22 protein-coding genes are annotated in these 20,248 nt (G+C 36.7%); 9 read left to right on the top strand and 13 right to left on the bottom strand.

The window, feature by feature from the left end:
• Window positions 1-15: 15 nt before the first annotated feature.
• The 8 genes from CUN60_RS03005 to ubiA form a co-directional block, all read right to left on the bottom strand.
• A complete protein-coding gene (locus CUN60_RS03005; RefSeq protein ID WP_102950610.1) occupies window positions 16-438 on the bottom strand; it encodes a hypothetical protein in 423 nt (140 codons plus the stop codon).
• 76 nt (window positions 439-514) lie between these two features.
• Entirely contained in the window at window positions 515-1,369 is an 855-nt protein-coding gene (locus CUN60_RS03000; RefSeq protein ID WP_102950609.1) for a bifunctional methionine sulfoxide reductase B/A protein, read from the bottom strand.
• A gap of 41 nt (window positions 1,370-1,410) precedes the next feature.
• On the bottom strand, window positions 1,411-2,835 hold the full coding sequence (locus tag CUN60_RS02995; RefSeq protein ID WP_102950608.1) for a protein adenylyltransferase SelO: 1,425 nt from the start codon (window positions 2,833-2,835) through the stop codon (window positions 1,411-1,413).
• On the bottom strand, window positions 2,828-3,184 hold the full coding sequence (locus CUN60_RS02990) for a DUF2237 family protein (protein ID WP_222593289.1): 357 nt from the start codon (window positions 3,182-3,184) through the stop codon (window positions 2,828-2,830). The genes CUN60_RS02995 and CUN60_RS02990 overlap by 8 nt, the downstream gene beginning before the upstream one ends.
• Before the next feature lie 124 nt (window positions 3,185-3,308).
• Window positions 3,309-5,435 carry an RNA polymerase sigma factor RpoD gene (gene rpoD, locus CUN60_RS02985; protein ID WP_245866367.1) on the bottom strand — a complete coding sequence of 709 codons (2,127 nt, stop codon included), beginning with the start codon at window positions 5,433-5,435 and terminating at the stop codon, window positions 3,309-3,311.
• Window positions 5,435-6,001, bottom strand: coding sequence for a CDP-diacylglycerol--glycerol-3-phosphate 3-phosphatidyltransferase (pgsA, locus tag CUN60_RS02980; RefSeq protein WP_245866366.1), 567 nt, complete (start codon window positions 5,999-6,001; stop codon window positions 5,435-5,437). The genes rpoD and pgsA overlap by 1 nt, the downstream gene beginning before the upstream one ends.
• Before the next feature lie 35 nt (window positions 6,002-6,036).
• Window positions 6,037-7,821, bottom strand: a complete 1,785-nt coding sequence (gene uvrC, locus CUN60_RS02975; RefSeq protein WP_102950606.1) for an excinuclease ABC subunit UvrC — start codon at window positions 7,819-7,821, stop codon at window positions 6,037-6,039.
• A complete protein-coding gene (ubiA, locus tag CUN60_RS02970; RefSeq protein WP_102950605.1) occupies window positions 7,818-8,687 on the bottom strand; it encodes a 4-hydroxybenzoate octaprenyltransferase in 870 nt (289 codons plus the stop codon). The genes uvrC and ubiA overlap by 4 nt, the downstream gene beginning before the upstream one ends.
• 293 nt (window positions 8,688-8,980) lie before the next feature.
• Between ubiA and CUN60_RS02965 the strand changes: the two genes are divergently transcribed.
• The 6 genes from CUN60_RS02965 to CUN60_RS02940 are packed head-to-tail and all read left to right on the top strand — an operon-like array spanning window position 8,981 to window position 12,966.
• Complete coding sequence (locus CUN60_RS02965; protein WP_102950604.1) at window positions 8,981-9,784, top strand: ABC transporter ATP-binding protein; 804 nt, start codon at window positions 8,981-8,983, stop codon at window positions 9,782-9,784.
• Window positions 9,784-10,566, top strand: coding sequence for a lipid asymmetry maintenance ABC transporter permease subunit MlaE (gene mlaE / locus CUN60_RS02960; RefSeq protein ID WP_102950603.1), 783 nt, complete (start codon window positions 9,784-9,786; stop codon window positions 10,564-10,566). Before CUN60_RS02965 ends, mlaE begins: the two co-directional genes overlap by 1 nt.
• A 23-nt stretch (window positions 10,567-10,589) precedes the next feature.
• Window positions 10,590-11,039 (top strand): outer membrane lipid asymmetry maintenance protein MlaD, encoded by a 450-nt coding sequence (gene mlaD, locus CUN60_RS02955; protein ID WP_102950602.1) that lies wholly within the window; start codon window positions 10,590-10,592, stop codon window positions 11,037-11,039.
• A gap of 13 nt (window positions 11,040-11,052) precedes the next feature.
• A complete protein-coding gene (locus CUN60_RS02950) occupies window positions 11,053-11,760 on the top strand; it encodes an MlaC/ttg2D family ABC transporter substrate-binding protein (protein WP_102950601.1) in 708 nt (235 codons plus the stop codon).
• A 5-nt stretch (window positions 11,761-11,765) separates the two neighbouring features.
• Window positions 11,766-11,999 (top strand): STAS domain-containing protein, encoded by a 234-nt coding sequence (locus CUN60_RS02945; protein WP_102950600.1) that lies wholly within the window; start codon window positions 11,766-11,768, stop codon window positions 11,997-11,999.
• Window positions 12,000-12,030: 31 nt separating this feature from the next.
• Window positions 12,031-12,966 (top strand): MlaA family lipoprotein, encoded by a 936-nt coding sequence (locus CUN60_RS02940; protein ID WP_102950599.1) that lies wholly within the window; start codon window positions 12,031-12,033, stop codon window positions 12,964-12,966.
• A gap of 7 nt (window positions 12,967-12,973) precedes the next feature.
• Here CUN60_RS02940 and rph read toward each other — a convergent pair whose 3' ends face one another.
• The 5 genes from rph to CUN60_RS12865 all read right to left on the bottom strand — a co-directional run bounded on the left by rph (window position 12,974) and on the right by CUN60_RS12865 (window position 16,027).
• Window positions 12,974-13,702 (bottom strand): ribonuclease PH, encoded by a 729-nt coding sequence (gene rph / locus CUN60_RS02935; RefSeq protein WP_102950598.1) that lies wholly within the window; start codon window positions 13,700-13,702, stop codon window positions 12,974-12,976.
• Between the two features lie 30 nt (window positions 13,703-13,732).
• On the bottom strand, window positions 13,733-14,401 hold the full coding sequence (locus CUN60_RS02930; RefSeq protein ID WP_102950597.1) for a hypothetical protein: 669 nt from the start codon (window positions 14,399-14,401) through the stop codon (window positions 13,733-13,735).
• 4 nt (window positions 14,402-14,405) lie between these two features.
• A complete protein-coding gene (pncA, locus tag CUN60_RS02925; protein WP_102950596.1) occupies window positions 14,406-14,972 on the bottom strand; it encodes a bifunctional nicotinamidase/pyrazinamidase in 567 nt (188 codons plus the stop codon).
• A 115-nt stretch (window positions 14,973-15,087) separates the two neighbouring features.
• The gene (locus CUN60_RS02920; protein WP_158649264.1) at window positions 15,088-15,600 is read right to left on the bottom strand and encodes a TVP38/TMEM64 family protein; all 513 of its coding nucleotides are present in this window, start codon (window positions 15,598-15,600) and stop codon (window positions 15,088-15,090) included.
• Between the two features lie 268 nt (window positions 15,601-15,868).
• Window positions 15,869-16,027: a hypothetical protein gene (locus CUN60_RS12865; protein ID WP_158649263.1), complete on the bottom strand. Its 159-nt coding sequence runs from the start codon at window positions 16,025-16,027 to the stop codon at window positions 15,869-15,871.
• Window positions 16,028-16,266: 239 nt separating this feature from the next.
• Here CUN60_RS12865 and CUN60_RS02915 point away from each other — a divergent pair, with 239 nt between their 5' ends.
• The 3 genes from CUN60_RS02915 to CUN60_RS02905 are packed head-to-tail and all read left to right on the top strand — an operon-like array spanning window position 16,267 to window position 19,847.
• On the top strand, window positions 16,267-17,133 hold the full coding sequence (locus tag CUN60_RS02915) for a PHP domain-containing protein (RefSeq protein ID WP_102950594.1): 867 nt from the start codon (window positions 16,267-16,269) through the stop codon (window positions 17,131-17,133).
• Window positions 17,134-17,145: 12 nt separating this feature from the next.
• Complete coding sequence (locus CUN60_RS02910; RefSeq protein WP_102950593.1) at window positions 17,146-18,495, top strand: amino acid permease; 1,350 nt, start codon at window positions 17,146-17,148, stop codon at window positions 18,493-18,495.
• Window positions 18,492-19,847 (top strand): amino acid permease, encoded by a 1,356-nt coding sequence (locus tag CUN60_RS02905; RefSeq protein ID WP_102950592.1) that lies wholly within the window; start codon window positions 18,492-18,494, stop codon window positions 19,845-19,847. Before CUN60_RS02910 ends, CUN60_RS02905 begins: the two co-directional genes overlap by 4 nt.
• Window positions 19,848-20,248 lie beyond the last annotated feature (401 nt).

Raw genomic sequence — 20,248 nt, 5'->3', positions numbered from 1 at the left:
CTTATCTTATAAACGTTACACCTTAATCTTTCGTTTTTGAATCAAAAATATCAAATAAGTTAGCCCACAAATGGCAAAATAGACAAACATCATATAACGGCCATTAAAAGTAGCATCTGCATGAATACCATTTAATCGAACCCCAACTAGTCCAATCAGATAAGCCAGCGGAATTAATAATAACACTTGTGGAGAGATCTCACGAGCCTTAATTGCAACCAAGATATTAATAAAGCCAGTAACAAAATTTGACATCCCAAAAACACCAAGCATAAAGATTTGATCCATCGGTACCGTTGCCAAATCAAACTTAGCCACATGACTTGCTGAGTAGTTTAATAAAAACGTATGTGCAATACCCCGCAATAAATCGCAAATACCTACTCCCAAAAGTACCCTAGAAGGTAGCGTATAAATATCTTTTTGCTGATTATTCAAAATATTCTCCTATTGTATTATCCAAATAAATAGTAATTATTGCGATATAGTCCGAGCAGTTATAATAAATATCTTATTAAAAGCGTTTAGTATAACCATGACAGTAAGGCAAAGACCCTTTATGATTATAATAATCACGGTGATATTCTTCGCCGATCCAGAAAGGTTCAACAGGTCTTAACGCTGTAGCAATCTGATAGCCTTTTTCCTGAAGTATCTTAATTATACCTTCTGCAATTTCTTTCTGCCGTTGATTATAATAGAAAATTGCGCTTAAATATTGGTTTCCAATATCTGGCCCCTGTCCATCAGTTTGGGTTGGATCATGGATTTCAAAGAAATACTTAATCAGGCGATCCAAATCAAGTTTGCTACTATCGTAAATCACTCTTACTACCTCAAGATGTCCAGTTGTTTTAGTACATACTTCTTGATAAGTAGGATTATCTTTATGTCCACCACAATAACCAACTTCAGTCAGTAAAACTCCAGGTAATTTTTGCAAATAGTATTCTACGCCCCAAAAACAGCCAGCTGCAAAAATAACTTCATCGGTTTTTGTTACTTCAGTATCCGCAACAAAATCTAGTGATGCTGAATTTACACAATGTCTAGTATTTAAGGAAGTAAACCCTTCTCCATGAAAAACATGCCCTAAATGTCCACCGCAATGATTACAAATAATTTCAGTTCTCCGCCCATCACTATCGGGAAGCATTTTAACAGCACCAACGATTTCCTTATCAAAGCTTGGCCAGCCACAGCTTGAATGGAATTTATTTGTCGCACGAAATAAAGCCTGTCCACACATTCGGCACAAATACGTGCCATCAACTTTGTTATCTGTATATTCGCCAGTAAAAGGATGCTCGGTTGACTTATCAACCAAAATGGAACGTTCAAAGGGTGTTAGTCCTGCTTCTTTGTACATTTTATCCTCGCAAAAATGATTTTCAATTTATGATGAACAACTCAAATGAATATGCTCTGCCCATGCTGGGGCAGCTTATAATAGTCTTGGTATTTTTCAATTTCCTGATATGGATCATTTAACACCTCAATTAACTGTGCTAGCTCTTCATAACTACCACTTTGCGCTTTAGTTATTACTTCCTGCAATAGATGATTTCTCGGCACAATTGCTGGATTACTTTCCTGCATCAGTTTAAGCGCTCCATCTAAATCTATCTTATTATTTAGCAATGCCTGTTGCCATTCAAAATACCAGTTAGAAAAATCGTCGCCAAAATTATATAGCTTTTTTAACCGATGATATCCAGACTCACCATAGCTAAGCTGACGCCAACTATACGTCCAATCCATCTGATACTGCTGCATTAATTTAAGTAATTTTTCACCCAAAACAAAATCAGTCGGTTCAAATACCTCAAAGCCAAGCTTTTTACCAATTAATTCCGTATATCGGGTATTATAATAGTCTGCATATGTTTCTAAGCATTTTTCAAGTTGATCAGCATCCGGATAAATTAAGACTAACGACTCAGCCAGACGATACAAATTCCACCAGCCAATATAAACCTGATTAGCATAGGTATAACGCCCCTCACTATCGGAGTGATTGTATATCTGACTAGGAATAAATTTATCCATAAACGCATAGGGTCCATAATCAATAGTCAATCCTAAGATCGACATATTATCTGTATTCATTACCCCATGAACAAAACCAACTGCTTGCCAACTAGCAATCATCTGTGCAGTTTTCTTCACTACCGCGTCAAGAAATTTTAGTATGTAATCAGGAGAATCTAGCTCAATCTCTGGATAATAATTGGAAATTGTAAAATCAATTAATTGTTGTAACTCCTGAAGTCTCTTTTGTTTAGCAAAATATTCAAAATGACCAAAACGGATAAAGCTAGGTGAAACCCGTAAAATAACCGCGCCAGTCTCAACTTCCTCACGATAAACCTTCGTATCTGAGTCACACATCCCAAGCGCTAAGGTAGTTGGAATATTTAAAGCTGCCATTGCTATTGAAGCAACATATTCACGAACTGTCGAACGCAAGACAGCACGACCATCGCCCATTCGCGAATAAGGTGTTAACCCCGCTCCTTTTAATTGAAGCTCCCAAATACTACCCTCATCATCCTCGTGTTCAAATATTAACATCGCTCGACCATCACCTAATCTTGGTACCGGCACACCAAATTGATGTCCAGCATAAACACTAGCTAAAGGCTGATAATCAGGGAAAATGTGCTTGGCAGATAAAATTGTATCCCATTCCTTATTATCCACCTCATTAAGTCCAAGTTTATCAATAAGTGGATAATTTAAATGAACCAATCTACTATTATCTAGTGGCAGTGGAGAAACAAATGAATAAAATCCTTCACCCAATAAAGCAAAGTTTGCTTTTAACTTAAACATCACATGCCATTTGTTGAAGTATTGGTAGAGGAATATAATTTAATACTTCGATACTGGTTGATTTGATAAATATTTTTGGTGCCATATCTTGATTGAATGCCTGCATCCAGCGCGCAGTACATAAACACCATTTATCCCCAGGCTTTAACCCAGGAAAATGCTCATTGGCAGTAGTTAAATCATTACCATTTTCTTTACTAAACTCAAGAAATTCAGCCGACACTTGCACACATACATGATGCATACCAACATCATCTTCATACATATCACAAAAACCATTGCGCATCCATCCGGTTACCGGGTCAAGGCAACAAGGCTCCAATGGTTCACCGATCACATTTAGCTGCATACATAACTCCATAAAATCCGGGTAAATTAATCAGCTATTCTAACAAATAGTCGATTACAGCGTGAATAAAAGCATAAAAAAATTGCCAAACATTTGTTTGGCAATTTTTTATAAGAGGCTTGATTTATTCTTCATCTAAATAATCATCAAACTCTTCACCTAGACCTTCTTCATCAAAGTTTTCAACTTCACTGAAACTATCTAGGAAACTGCGTAATTTCTCAGCACGGTTCGGCTGCCGCAATTTTCTGATTGCCTTAGCTTCAATCTGGCGAATCCGCTCACGAGTAACATCAAACTGACGACCAACTTCCTCAAGAGTATGATCTGTAACGGTATCAATCCCAAAACGCATACAAAGTACTTTAGCCTCACGCGGGGATAAAGTATCAAGAACTTCACGCACTGTACGTTTTAAACTATAATCAACTCCGTGATCTGATGGAATTACGGTCGATTTATCTTCAATAAAGTCGCCATAACTAGCATCATCCTCATCACCAATTGGTGCATCCATTGAAATTGAATCATAAGCTACCTGATAGATTTTACGGACTTTCTCTTCACTAATATCCATCCGCTCGGCAAGCTCCTTAGTCAGTGGCTCTCCTGACTTCTCCTGCAATAACTTACGATGCTCCTTACTCATCTTATTAATAGTCTCAATCATGTGTACCGGAATCCGGATTGTGCGCCCCTGATCCGCAATTGCGCGCGTGATCGCCTGGCGAATCCACCAAGTAGCATAAGTGGAAAATTTAAATCCTTTTCGATACTGGAATTTATCAATTGCTTTAATAAGACCAATATTACCTTCCTGAATCAGATCAAGGAAATGCAACCCACGGTTAGTATATTTTTTAGCAATTGAAATTACTAGGCGCAGGTTTGACTCAACCATATCCGTTCTGGCTTTTTTTTGCTCTTTCTCAGCACGCATTAATTGCTTGTAAAGATTTTTAATGACCGAAACATTAATTTTCAAATCACTGGCAACGGCTTTGATTTTATCTTGACGCTCTTTTATGTCAAATTTCATGCTTTCAAATAAATCAGCATATTTTTTATTTGCAATATGAGTATCAACCCAATTAACCTCATTACCGATAAACTCTTTACGGAATTTGTCTTCAGGAACTTTAATTACTTCACAAGCCAGATGAAAAATTTCACTCTCATATCGCTTAATTTCCTTATGTGCTTCACGCAAGATATCACAAAAAACCTCAATTTGGCGATTGGTAAATCTGATTTGGCTAAGCTTTTCGGTCAACTCAGCAAGAATTGCCTGATATTCAGGAGATTCCGCAGTATACTTATCAATAATCTTGTTTTGTTTTGCAACTAAAACATCAAATTCTTTAAAAAACTCTTCCGTTGCAAGCCGCAGCTTTTCAAGTTCAATCCCTGAAAGCCCCTCTTCATCTTCCTCAAAACCACCTGTAGCGGTTTCAAGATTTTCTGCCTCCGTCACAACTACTTCTTCAGCAGTAATTATTTCATCAACAAAATTTTCAAGTTTAATCTTACCAGCCAGTACGTCCTGATAAGCTGTAGAAATATAATTAACAATCTTTGGACAATCCGCAATTGCAGAAATCATTAACTGAATACTTGATTCAAGCTTACGGGCAATTTCCGCTTCATCTGTCTTATCAAGCAAGTCATAGGTACCAATTTCACGCATATACATCCGTACCGGATCTGTCGTACGTCCAAACTCATTTGAGGAGGTGGTACTAGTCAGAATTTTTTCTGCTTCTTCAACTGCAAACTCATCATCATTTACCGTCGCAGATGAAGTTCCCGAAATTAAAAGCTCTTCCTGACTTGGTTCATATTCAAAGACTTTGATCCCAATTGTCTCAATCATCATTATGATCTGTTCAATAACTTCGGGATCGGTCACATGGTCCGGTAAATGATCATTTATTTCAGCATTGGTTACATAACCACGCTCTTTACCCTTACCAAGTAGATAATGAAGTTTACTTTTCTGCTCTTCAAGCTTTTTTTGTTCCTCTGGGCTAAGATTTTCTATCCCAACGCTAACCAGACGCATTAATTTACTTACATCTTGTCCGTCTTCTTTACCCGGTTTACGCGGTCCACGACTTTTACGACTTTTCCCACGCTCCAGCTCATCACCGCTTAAACTCTCACCATCAAATTCATCCAACATCATTTTTTTTCTGGGGGTTGCTCCAGCTTTGGATTGGTTATTGACTTCAAGATTCTCTTTATTTGACATTATGAATTTCTTTCTTCAGTAATATGCTTCTTCGCCTGTTCAAGATAGTAAAACATTGATACTACAGTTAAAATAACCGCCACTAACATACACAGATTACCCAGTATATTGCTATGCCAGTCGAGTAAAAGCAATGAGATCGCTGTCATCTGAAACGTAGTTTTAATTTTACCTATATACGCAACAGCAGTACTCTTTATTTCACCAATTTGCGCCATCCATTCACGCAGAGCAGATATTGCAATTTCACGTACGATTATGATGATCGCAGCAAAAACAAAAGTACGCCCTAAATTCACCAGCACAACTAGACTCGCTGCAACCAATGCTTTATCCGCAACGGGATCAAGAAATGCTCCAAACCTAGTTTCCAAATTCATCCGGCGCGCAAGGTAACCATCAAAATAATCAGTAATTGCAGCAAATAAGAAAATAACCGTCGCCAACATATTTTTAAGTGGCATACTAATCAAATAATCTGGAAAGTAATATACCCCAACAAAGAATGGCACTAATGCAATCCTAAGCCAAGTAAGAATGGTAGGTAACGGAATTTTATTTGCCATATACTTAAGCAACTCAACTTTATTTTTGGTTATTGTTAATGGAAATATGAGTAGATCTGCACTGCCAGTTCCGGTCCAATACCCGTTACCTGACATAAATCCTCAACTGTAGCAGCAGCCACCAATTGGCTACTACCAAAAAATGCCATCAATGCTTTTCGCTTTTGCACACCTATCCCAGGTATATCCTCCAACCGTGAATGCTTCATTTTATTAACCTGCTTTTTACGATGACCTGTGATTGCAAAACGATGGGCTTCATCCCTTAATGTTTGCAGCAATTTAAATAATTGGGGTTCATCGTGGTAATTTAGCTCTAGGTTCGTATTAATTATTACTCTATCAAGCTCCGGTCGCCGATTTTCACCCTTATAAATGGCAATAGCTTTTATTTTATCATGAAAGCCTAGTTGCTCAAGTATGTTTTTCGTTTCCTCCAGCTGAGTTTTACCACCGTCAACCAAAATCACCTCAGGGGTTGGAAGAGTTTTATTTACCAAACGGCGATTTAAAACAGTGGACAAAGCCAGAAGATCATTGCCATTAATAGTTGCTGGCAGATTAAATTTACGATATAAATTGTTGTTTATTAATCCACCTTCATAAACAACCATAGAGGTAACTGCACTACTACCATGGTGATGACTAGTATCATAACACTCAATCCGATTAATATCTCGCCCAAGTAACTGTGATAATCTAGCAACACCTTTTCCATACTGATTATCTTTACCATGGTTTTCAATGATGATCTGCAAATTCGTCTGCGCCATTTTAAATAATTCATTTATCCGTTTATTGGCTTTCACTTCCTGAATTTTTATATTTTTGGCTTCAAGCATAAATTTGATAAATCTCTCATCAATACTAAAATCACAATATACGGTTGTTGTATCCTGCCTTAACGCATAGTATTCCTCAAAAAATGCTTCAACCGTATTTATTTCGTCAATCACCTTTATTTCAAAATGCTTGTCACCAATATAAATTCCATTACGAAGCATTATCAGATAAATAAAAACTACACCACCATGTTCGACAAATGAAACCAAATCTCCGTTAACAGCTTCTGAGCTACTACTAATAATTTGCCGATCCTGAACCTGCTTTATCGCAGCAATTTTATCGCGTAAACCAGAAGCCTCTTCAAAGTTTAGTAATTCAGCAGCCAAGTACATTTCCGAACTCATTTTGTTAACAAGTTCCGTATAGTTCCCAGACAAAAATGTTACTGCATTTTTTATCAGCCGTGAATACTCATTTTCTGAAATTTTACCAACACATGGCGCGGAGCAGCGCTCAATCTGGTAAAGCATGCATGGACGCGAACGATTGGCAAACACCGGATCAGCACAAGTCCTTAGTTTGAACAATCGCTGTAGCAGTTCAAGTGCTTCCTTAGCCGCATAAGAATTAGGATACGGACCAAAATAACTAGCCAATTTATCCGGCTTATGCCGCGTATATTCAATCAACGGAAATTGATGTTGTGAAACGCGAATATAAGGGTAGCTCTTATCATCACGAAAGACTATGTTATATTTTGGTCGCGCATTTTTTATCAAATTATTCTCAAGGATCAATGCGGAGGCTTCATTCTCGGTAACCGTAACTTCAATACTGGCAATTTTTGCAATCATTAAGCTTATTCGTGGCGAAATGCTATTATCCCGCCTAAAATAAGAACGCACCCGCTTAAAAAGACTCGTTGCCTTACCGACATATAGCAAAGTACCATCGCTAGCAAAAAAACGGTAGACCCCCGGCGCATTTGGTAATTGCTTAAGAAAAGACGTGTCTGCTGTTACATTCAATATCATTTGAAGCTCAAATACTCAAGAAAGATTCCGATAAAAACTACCATCCCGATGTAATTATTAAAAAGAAAAGCCTTAAAACACCTTTGTCGATCGAATCCTTTTATTTCGCGATAAACATAGGCTATCATTATTAGAACGAGTAAAGTTGAAAATAGGTAGCAAAATCCATAGTCAAATTTCATCGCCAAAAGTAAAAGCAAAACATAAAACCCAAAGTAACAAAGCATAATTGCCAGAATTACATACTTACCAAAGGTAATAGCAGAAGTTTTAATCCCAATTTGTAGATCATCATCAAGATCTACCAATGCATAAATGGTATCATAAGCAAGAACCCAAAAGCAATTAGCGACAAAAATCATTAGTGTGGCTAAAGTTAGCCCCATCCCAGACTCGATAAAAGCCATAGGAATACCAAAACTGAAAGCAAATGAAAGATACAGCTGCGGAATAGGAAAAAAGCGTTTAAAGAAGGGATAAGTGATAAATATTAATAACGCAGGAATAGACCAAAGAAGAGTCTTACCTTGAAGACAAATTGCAGCGAGAATAAATGCCATCAAACTAAGAACTCCAGTTGCAACAATGGCTTGTAATCTGGTTAGTTCACCACTAGCAACAGGTCGCGAAATAGTTCTTTTCACATGACTATCAAACTCAGAATCGGCAGCATCATTAATCGCACAGCCTGCAGCCCGAGTAAGAAAAACACCCACAACAAACGTCATCAGCACCTTTAATGGCGGAATCCCACCATATGCAACCCAAAGCCCCCACAGTGTTGGCCAAAGCAATAATAAGGTTCCGATTGGTTTATCAAAACGAATCAAACGTAAATATGGGTTTTTTAATATATCATTTAACATTGGTATTTTTTACCTCTTCTAAAAAAACCTGACCGAATAAAAGTCATAACCATAGGGAGACAGAAAAATAATAGCGTCATACTCCTTCAGCAATAACTTTAGGCAGCTTATTTTCATGCGAAATTTTACCTGATTACGTTAACAAGGAAGAATAAAAGCAACAAAAAACCAGATTGACTAGCTAAGTTGACTGGCTAAAATTTAAATAAGCCAGTAAATAGAATGCTAATTACCCGAGCTTTTTAGTATAATACTGGAGCAATTAAACATTGATTGATTAAAGTAAACCTAAAATGAAAAATAATTTAGTCAGTCTTTCTGACGTATCCTTTGCTTACAGCGAAGATAAACCAATTTTAAAGTCGGTTAACCTTGATATTGAACAGGGGAAAATTACCGCTATTATGGGCGGTAGTGGTAGCGGAAAAACTACAGTTTTACGCCTAATCTCTGGACAGATTACCGCCAACTCAGGAACGAGTCGTGTATTTGGTCAAGACATGGCTAACCTACCAAAGAAAGATGTCTTAAAATTACGCCAAAAGCTTGGAATGCTGTTTCAATTTGGTGCACTTTTTACCGATATGACTGTGGCAGAAAATGTAGCATTTCCTCTTATAGAGAACACTGATTTACCCACCAGCATCATTCATAAAATGGTGGCAATGAAACTAGAAGCAGTTGGTTTAACCGGAACACAGGAAATGGCTCCAAATGAGCTTTCTGGAGGAATGGCACGTAGAGTTGCCCTAGCCCGAGCAATAGCACTGGATCCGGAACTTATGCTTTATGATGAACCATTTACGGGACTAGATCCAATTTCATTAAATATCACGGCAATGCTAATAAAAAAGCTAAATGATAATCTTGGGCAAACCGCTGTTTTAGTAAGCCATGATATAGAGGCAACTATGAAAATTGCTGACTACGTATATTTTATGGCAAATGGAGAAATTATCGACCACGGGACTCCGATTGAGGTTGCAAATACGACTAATCCGGCCGTTAGACAATTTATTCGCGGTGAGTTAGGTGGTTCATTCTCATATAAATATCCAGCCAAAAACGGCTATGAATATTATCTTGGCAGAAATTAATGAAGAATCTTAGAAAGTTTGTCGAAAAAATTGGGAGCCCATTTAGCTCCTTTATTTTCATGCTTGGCGAACTAGGTAAATTACTTGGCATGATTATCTTGGGCTTAGGCTATGCAATCAAACGTCCATACTTGATCATTAAAGAAGTTTTTTTTAGTGGCGTATTATCCATCCTGATTATTGCCGTATCAGGCTGGTTTGTTGGAATGGTTTTAGGCTTACAGGGATATAATACTTTACAAAGGTTTGGCTCTGTTAGCGTACTTGGTTCGCTTGTTGCACTAGCACTATTGCGTGAACTTGGCCCGGTCTTAAGTGCAATTTTATTCGCATCACGTGCTGGTTCAGGAATTACGGCCGAAATTGGCTTAATGAAAGCAACCGAACAGCTTGATGCCATGGATGTAATGGCAGTTAATCCAATCAAACGGGTAATAGCTCCCAAATTCATTGGTGGGATTATCGCAGTTCCTTTACTAACAGCCCTATTTGATAGTAGCGGCATCCTCGGTGGACATTTTGTTGGGGTTACATTACTGCAACTTGATAAGGGCACTTTCTGGTCACAAATGCAGGGTAGCGTATCACTTCATGATGATGTAATTAATGGATTGATCAAAGCCGCTATCTTTGGAGTAGTAGTCAGTTTAATCTCGGTATATCAGGGGTTACAAGCTAAGCCAACTGCTGAAGGTGTTTCATCAGCAACCACACGTACAGTTGTTCATTCTGCACTTGCGGTACTGGCACTTGATTTTGTATTAACTGCATTTATGTTTTGATTTTATAGGTTAAAAGGTATCTAATGAAACGTAGCATGATTGATTTTTGGGTTGGTATTTTCGTTCTAATTGGCATAGCTAGCATGGTATTTTTATCATTAAAAGTAGCAAATATAACCTCCTTTGGTAGTACCAATAATAGTAGTTATACTCTTTATGCAAATTTTAGCAACATAGGTTCACTAAAAAGTGGAGCTCCAGTAAAGATATCTGGCTTCACGGTTGGAAGAGTAACAGCTATTGGACTCAATTCTAAAACTTACCAAGCTCAGGTAGTTATGAGCATCGATAACAACTATCATTTTTCAAGTGATAGCTCTGCCCAAATTCTTACTACAGGCTTATTAGGGGAACAATATGTTGGGATACAATCCGGAGCGGATGACACCATGCTCAAAAATAATGATACAATTACGCTTACCTCTTCAGCAATGGTATTAGAACAGTTAATCGAAAAATTCATGACTAAATAAAGGTAATAAGAGAATGAAAAAAATTATTCTGGCGATCAGCCTCCTTAACTTAATGTCAATAGTAAATGCAGCAACGACAAGTAGTGCTCCTGTAGCAAGCTCTCCTGCAAAATCTGCCAAAGCAGGTAAGGATTCGGCAGTTGTTACCGTTAATACAAGCAACTGTGATGCAGACACTCCATGTTATGTAATAAAAACTAGCGCAACCCAGCTAAGCCAAGCGGTCAATCAGAATCTTAGTGATAAAGATGCAATGACAATGATACAAAATAGCATAGTTCCGCAAATTGACTTTAACCTTATGACAAAATTTGCTATGGGAACTTCATGGAAACAGGCATCACCTAAACAACAAACTAAAATTACGCAATTATTTCAGCAGCTACTAATTTTTCAGTACTCTTCAGCACTATCCAAATTCAAAGGTGCACAAGTATCAATTGATAGCAGCAATATCAGTGGAGAAAAGCAGAATAAAGCAGCAGTAAAAGGTACTTTTAAACTGCCAAGCAATGGTAAAAGCACAAATCAGCCAGTAAATATTGAATGGGATCTAGCAAAAATAGGCAGCAACTGGAAGATTTATGATGTCAAAATTGAAAATGTCAGCATAGTAACAACTTACCGGACGCAGTTTAATGACACTGTTCAAAATGAGGGAGTTGATAGCTTAATCAAACAGTTACAAAACAAAATAAATAGCCTACAAAGCAAGAGTTAAGCACTATGTCTATTTCACTGCCAAAAGAATTGAACAAATATAATATCCCTAAATGGATTAAAAATGGTGGGGATTTTAGCAATTTGAATGGTAAAACTGTCGATATCAGTATGATAGATAAAATAGACTCTGCTGGCATTGCACTTCTTCTTGAATTAAAACAGAAATATCAGGTTAGCTATTGCTCTATAAGTGATGCAGTAGCTAAATTGGCTAATTTATATCAAATTAAGCTATAAAAATGCACCTGAAATGGCAGATTAAATAGTAATGCGCTTTATAAATAGGATAAAAAAGCTGAAAAATTGCAGCTTGGCTGTTTTTGCTGCGACATTAATAGCATCATGTGCAACATCACAAAACCCGAATGACCCCTATGAAGTAGTAAATCGCAAAATTTTTATTGCTAATATGACAGCCGATCACTTCATCTTACGACCAATTGCGATTGGCTACACTTACGTTCCTGAACCACTTCGAGATGCAGTTAGTAATTTTTATAACAATCTACGGGATTTCGTAACACTGGCAAATGATATACTACAATTAAATGGTAGTGATACCATGCATAACACTATGCGAATTGCAATTAACTCCACTTTTGGTATCTTGGGTTTAATTGATGTTTCTTCAAGTATGGGATTGCCACAGACACAAACTTCTTTTGGTGAAACATTTAAACGCTGGGGATGGACAAATAGTAGTTATATTGTATTACCATTCTTTGGTTCTACAACATTTCGTGATGGTCTTGGTTTTGTACCTGATCTTTATTTTAACCCGCTGTTCTGGATTACCACCGATGCATGGTTCTCTTGGGGTATCTTTGGTCTAAACCTAATCAACAAACGAGCAATGCTTCTAGACCAAGAAAAACTGCTTATGTCTTCACTTGACCCATATGCAACTATTCGTGATATTTATCTGCAAAAAAATGGTGAATATATTTACCCACAAGAAAGTGGCACAATGGAAAGTGAATCAGAGTCACTAGATGAACTAATCGATGAAGAAAATGGCGAGTCCACGCCTAAAACGAGAAGAGTTTCGTCACAGTCAAGTCAAATAGATGAGTTAATTGATGAAGAAAATAAACTACAGGCAAAAGTTGGCATAATACCAGTTGGAGGAGCAGCAGCAATAGCTACTACCTCCAGTAGAGGAGAAAGCATAGAATCAGCCGCCGTAAAACCAGAATCCAAATAATTTATAATTATTTACTATTTAAACTTGCTTGCTGAATGATAAATAATTGATTAATTCCCTCCTCAGCAATGTCAAGTAGCTTATTCAATTCCTGCCGATTAAATGGTGTGCCTTCTGCGGTTCCCTGAATTTCAACCAGTCCCTCACTAGACATTACCACATTCATATCAGTATCACAATTACTATCTTCAAGATAGTCCAGATCTAAAATGGGAACGCCTTTATAAATTCCAACAGAAATTGCGGCAATAGAAGCTTTTAGCGGATTTTTAGTAATTAGAGAATTACACAAAAGATATGAAACAGCATCAGATAGTGCTACATACGCACCCGTAATACTAGCAGTTCTGGTACCACCATCAGCCTGAATAACATCACAATCAATAATTATTTGCCGCTCACCAAGCAACTCAAAATCGAGCACACTACGCAAACTTCTACCTATTAGCCGTTGGATCTCCTGTGATCTGGCGTTTGGCTTACCCTGAGAAACATCACGTTTATTACGGCTATTAGTTGCGCGAGGAAGCATTGAATATTCAGCAGTTAACCAGCCCTTACCCTGCCCTTTTAGGAACGGGGGAACACTTTCATCGATGCTAGCGGTACAAATCACCTTGGTATCACCAAACTCAATTAAGACTGAACCTTCAGCATGTTTAGTATAATTACGCGTTATTTTAACATTACGTAACTGATTATTTTCACGTAGTGACGGTCGTACAGAATTTGTCATAAAGTCTTTCTATTAATTGTACATTATTTATTATTTCAAAATCAGTTCGGTATGCATAAACTTAATAAATCTGGAAATAAAACTCACCACCGCACCACCAGTAGCCCCGCCAATAATACCAGAAATAACGGCTAGACTGAATCTATGTTCTGGATAAGGAATCCAAAGTCCGGTTATAGGACAAACCACAAATTCATAAATACCAAAAAGAAATGATAACTTTATAATAGCACTCCAGTCAATATCAAGCAGATACAGACTCTCATTTATCCCATTTAACCGAATTCCCAGTCCTCCGCATATACCAAGTTTGTAGAGCAATAAAGTACTACCAACGCTTAGAAAAGCCGAAAAGAAGCCTGCACTGAAATCACCAAAACCATGCAAAAACAGGAAATCCTGCACAACAAACATGATCATAAGAAGAATACCAGCAAGTAAGGCAATATACCAAATTCCATATATATCGGAAATCTCAATACCAATAATCTTTTGAGAGTTACGAATTAAAAATCTTTTTATCAGGCGCAATAAGAAATATACACAGATTAATGCTACAATAAAACCCATTATTGCCATATACCAGATATTCTGAATAACTATACTATTACTCATTGCAACTGGGGGAACAGTAAATAACTCCAAGAGAAGAAAAAAAATTATTGTACGCCAACCAAATCTCAAAGGAATTTTTTGCATGACTTTATTTTCCTTCCCGAAGAAATTTTAGCTGTATTTGCTTATTAAACGAAGCCAATAAACTATCGCTATTATTTACTGCCCTACAATAATCAACCAAAACTGAAGTATTAAACCCTAATGATAATGAGTCTTCTGCGCTATATTTCACACAATAATCCAGCGCAAGACCAGCAATTTCAACACAGCTAATGCCATTCTCAACCAAATAATCTTCAAGTTCAGTTTTTGAAATTTTATCATTGTCATAAAAAGCACTATAGGAGTCGACCTTAGGATTTGCACCCTTCCTAATAACTCTATCAATCCTATCCAGATTAAATGCTGAATGAAATTCAGCTCCATATGTATTCTGAACACAGTGCACTGGCCAAATGCCATTTTTACTATTGATTATAAAAGAGGAGTGGTTTTCTGGATGCCAGTCTTGGGTAGCAACGATTAAATCATAATCAGCTGATTGCATTAGCTGATTAATTGGTCTAATTATATCATTTGCATAAGGAATAGCTAATGCCCCACCACTACAAAAATCATTTTGAATATCTACCACTAAAAGCGCTTTTTTCATCTTATCTGTCAAATCAGCAATTAATTATACTCTTATAAAGCAAAAAGCCCCGGGGCATTACTCCGGGGATTTGGCTACTACAATCACTGTAGATACGATATAATACCTCTAAATTTTATATATTGTCAAATATATTTCTGGTAAATTTTTTCAAAAATATAGACAATAGCGGAAGTAGTGCTAAAAGAAATAGTGCCCACAACATCTTTCCATTAATTATTCCACTTATTGAGAGATTATTATTTTCGATCAAAATAGCAAGATTGGTACCAATATTGGCATAAATAAATGTAGCAGGTGCAATTCCCCAAAAAGTACCCCAGAAGAAATCTTTTAGTCGAATATTTAGGATTCCAACCGCCAAATTGATCATAAAAAATGGAATTATCGGTAGCAGTCGTAAACTCAAGATATATAAAAATGCATTTTGCCGAAAAGCCTTCTCCATAAATCTGACTCGATGCCCCACCCTTTTATGAATGAGCCCCCCAAAGCCCATACGAATTATAAGCACTAAAACTAAAGCGCCAACACTGGCAGAAACAAGAACCAGAAACGTAGCAAGCCAATTACCAAAAAGAAACCCACCCAATATTGTAAGGATAATCCCTCCAGGTATTAAAGTCATGACCACCAGAATGTAAGCTAAACAAAAATAAATAATAGATACAAAAAAATGCTGGCTTACATAGTGTGCAAGCTTCTGGTAGTACTGATATAGAAAATCAACTTTTAAATATATCCAAAAGTGAAAGTGACACAAAATGACTATTAGGCTTAGGAGTAACAATAGTGGCAATTTTTTTAGAATTTTATTTGTCATAAAGCAAGGAAGAAACACTCAAACAATTGTTAGCCTAAACTAGATACAGCCAAAATAAACACTAAACTGGGGATCAGTTTTTAAATTCTTTTATTTTAGGCTTACTATCTATTGTACAGCCATTACACAAAGTTGCACCTTTTTTTGACTTTATACGATAAGCAACCCGAATAATCCAAGCCACTGCAACAGCAACTATACCCAAGCTTAACCACAAATCATTACCACTCATAACCTCAAACTCCTATTGTTTAATTGAAGATTATAACAAATAAATCAAATTCTAACTACAACTATCTAATATAGGTGTAAAATTACTCCATTACACGCCATATAAATTCAGGGAAAAATAAACTATACTAAATCTATCTTTCTCTATTAATTAATAATATGGATTATTTATTTTTATAAGCCCCGTAATAACATCATATTACGAATATCCAATTTTATAAGTTCCTAAATATAACTAAGATGTACAAAACATATATACCTATTGACCTTCACTGCCACAGCACTTACTCGGATGGGTCATTGACTGTAGAAGAAGTTTTAACCCTTGCTAAACAAAACGGTGGAATATATCAAGCCCTTACTGATCATGATACGGTAGATGGAATTAACGAAGCAAGAAGCATAGCAGCAAAGCTTGATTTAAACTTGATTGCTGGAGTAGAAATCTCAGTTACTTGGCATGCAAATACCTTAATCCATATCGTGGGACTTGGAGTTGATGAAAAAAACCCTCAATTATCAGAGCAATTACAGTTATTAAGAAGCTCTCGCCTCACTCGCGGAAAAAGAATTGGTGATAATCTGGCTAAGGCTGGAATCCCAGGCGCATTTGAAGGCGCTCTTGCTTTATGTAAAAATCCACAGGCGCTTAGTCGGACTCACTTTTCACAGTTTCTGGTAAATAATGGATATGCCAAACCGGGAAAAGCGTTTGAAAAGTTTCTAGCACCGGGTAAACCGGGGTATACCCCACAAATCTGGGCATCCCTAAAGGATGCTGTCAGTTGGATTACTCAAAGTGGAGGGGTCGCAGTAATTGCTCATCCAGGGCGCTATAAATTCACCCGAACAAAGCTACTTAAACTGATTGAAGAGTTTAAAGAATATGGTGGACAAGGAATTGAAGTAATAAGTAGCTCACACGCTCCTAGTGATGAAGAAAATATTGCCCAGATTTGTAAGCGAACTGGTCTTTTTGCTAGTGTGGGAAGTGATTTCCATCAAGAAGAAAGTTACAGAATAATTAAGCCGGGAAAAAATAGAGCCTTACCCAATAGTGTTGAGCCAGTCTTCAAACTATTGGGAATAGATCAACAATACTACTAAAACTGGAAATATATGTCGCAAAATAAGCTAGCACATTCATTAAGTAGCCGCCATATTCTGATGATTGCACTGGGTAGTGCCATCGGTACAGGATTTTTCTTCGGTGCGGGCGAATCGATAAAACTCGCTGGACCGGCAATATTGCTATCCTATGCACTAGGAGGAATAATGATGTATATTGTTGTTCGCGCTCTTGGCGAGATGGCGGTTGCCGAACCAAGTTCAGGTTCTTTTAGCTACTATGCCTATAAATACATTGGTAATTATGCCGGGTTTGTGTCAGGATGGAATTACTGGTTTAACTACATCATAGTTTCCATGCTTGAACTCACTGCTACAAGTATTTTTATGGATTACTGGTTTCCAAATGTTACTCACTGGATAGTAACATTGATAGTAATGATTATTTTTACAATTATAAACCTTCTGCATGTCAGAATCTTTGGTGAATTTGAATTTTGGTTTGCCGGAATTAAAGTAACGACTGTTATTTGCTTGGTGTTATTTGGAATTTATATTATTGGTTTTGATCATAATTCAAACCAAGGTGTTTCAAATATTGGCAACTTATGGCAAAATGGTGGTTTTTTTGCCAATGGATTACAAGGATTCCTCTTTTCATTTGTAATTGTGGTTTTTTCATTCGGTGGTACAGAATTGGTTGGAATTACGGCAGGCGAAGCTGAAAATCCAGAAAAAACGATTCCCATGGCAATTAATGGAATTATTGTGAGAATTATTCTTTTCTATATTGCAACATTGGGCATTGTAATGTGTCTTTACCCTTGGAATAAAATTGATGCCAATGTCAGCCCATTTGTGGATGTATTCCGGCAAATTGGGATAAACAAAGCTGCTAGTTTAATGAATTTAGTAGCAATTAGTGCTGCACTATCATCATTAAATAGTGGTATTTATGGTACTGCCAGAATGGTATATAATTTGGCAGACCAGCAAAATGCGCCTAAATTCATGAAAAAAACTTCTGAAAAAGGAATTCCATATAACGCAATTATATTTTCAGTAATCTGCATAGCAATTACAGTACTACTAAACTACCTTTACCCGAAGAAGATTTTTAATATTCTACTAGCTATTGCCACCATCGCTGCAATTATCAACTGGTTAACCATCCTTGTAACTCATGCCTCTTTTAAAAAGAAAGCTAAAAATACGGGTAGCTACCCAAGCCTCTTTTATCCATGGAGTTCAATATTTGCCGCTATCTTTCTGATTACAGTTGCAAGTATAATGTTTTTTATGCCAGACATGAAACTGGCAATCATGATTGCACCAGGGTGGCTTTTATTACTTAGTATTGGTTATTTTATAAAAACCAGAATCAGGGGAAATTATAAATGAGTAAAAGACCAGATGAGCTAAAACACAAGCTTAAAAACCGCCATATTCAAATGATTGCACTTGGTGGTGTTATTGGTACTGGATTATTTTTCGGTGCTGCAAAATCAATTCAATCCACCGGACCTTCAATTATTCTTTCATACATCCTTGGAGGAATAGTTATCTATATAATTATGCGTGCTCTTGGTGAAATGACAGTTTTCAAACCATCTTCAGGTTCATTTAGCGACTATGCTAATACCTATATCAATAATTATGCTGGTTTTATTGCTGGTTGGACAGCATGGTTTGAATATACTGTTGTTTGCATGGTTGAACTAACTGCCGTTACATTTTTTCTTGATTACTGGATTCCTGGATTACCACACTGGTTAATCTGCCTTGGACTGCTGGTATTATTTACCCTTATCCAGTTAATAAGCGTAAAAATGTTTGGTGAATTTGAATTCTGGTTTGCGGGAATCAAAATAACTGCTATCATTTTTATGCTGTTATTTAGCGCCTACTTGGTTGTATTCAATCCTAAAATTCACGCAGATACAATTAGTAATATTCATAGTTACCAAAGTCTAGATGTCTTTTTTGCCAGTGGAGTAAAAGGTTTTCTGTTTTCACTTGTAATCGTAATCTTTTCTTTCGGCGGAACTGAATTTGTCAGCATTGCCGCAGGAGAGGCTGAAAATCCAAGAAAGAGCATTCCCAAAGCGATCCAAGGTGTAATTGCCCGAATTATTATCTTCTATGTTTTGACAATTCTAGCTATCATTTGTTTATATCCCTTTAATAAATTAAATGGTAATATTAGTCCATTCGTTGATGTTTTCAAAGAAATCGGGATTAATCGGGCTGCTGATGTTATGAATGCAGTTGCAATTACTGCTGCGCTATCTGCATTTAATAGCTGCCTTTATGCAGCATCACGAATGTTATATAGCCTTGCTCAACAAGGTTCTGCCCCGAATAAACTAAATCAAGTAAATCGGGTAAATATTCCCAGCAAGGCATTATTATTTACCAGTTTCTGTATTCTAGTAAGTGTCGTGATAAATTACCTATTTCCAGAAAAAGCAATAATGTATCTACTAACTATTGCTACCTGTGCCATTCTTACCTGCTGGTTTATTATTTTATTAACCCAAATTTATTTTCGTAAACAGCATGATGAAAAGAGCATTGACTATAAACTTATTTTATATCCATTTAGCAATCTGTTTGCAATGGCTGTTTTGATACTGGTAATGCTAATCATGCTCTGGATGGATGATATGCGAATGAGTGTTATCGTTACGCCAATCTGGATTATGGCACTATCAATTTTCTACGCCCTACATCAGAAAGTAAGAAGAAATTAAAAAAACCTTGCATCAAAGCAAGGTTTTTTAATCAGAAAATTTAAACAGTTAATAATTGATTTTAAGTAGTAGCATTCCACCTTAGCCAACACACTGCTAACGTATGTTTCCAAACGCCCCAAGAAAGCAGAAGCTCCCAAGGTGGAGGACCCCTTTGCAGCTACATCAAAAATATTAGTTGCATGTTGTTATTTTACACTATTAAAGCACTAAAAATAAAATATTGAGTTAACTCTGACAACATAATTGCAGAACAATTCACACCACAAAAATAAATTTCATTTAAATCAGATAGTTAATAAAAGAAAAAATAAGATATAAGTTGCATTTTTACAACACCGACATCATTCCCTTACTGCAAGAAATATTTAAATTCAAATATTCATAACCAATATGTTATA

The organism is Aquella oligotrophica (assembly GCF_002892535.1).
Classification (GTDB): Bacteria; Pseudomonadota; Gammaproteobacteria; order Burkholderiales; family UBA11063; genus Aquella; species Aquella oligotrophica.
Note: the sequence above shows the minus strand (reverse complement) of the source record. Positions and strands in the feature narration are given on the sequence as shown.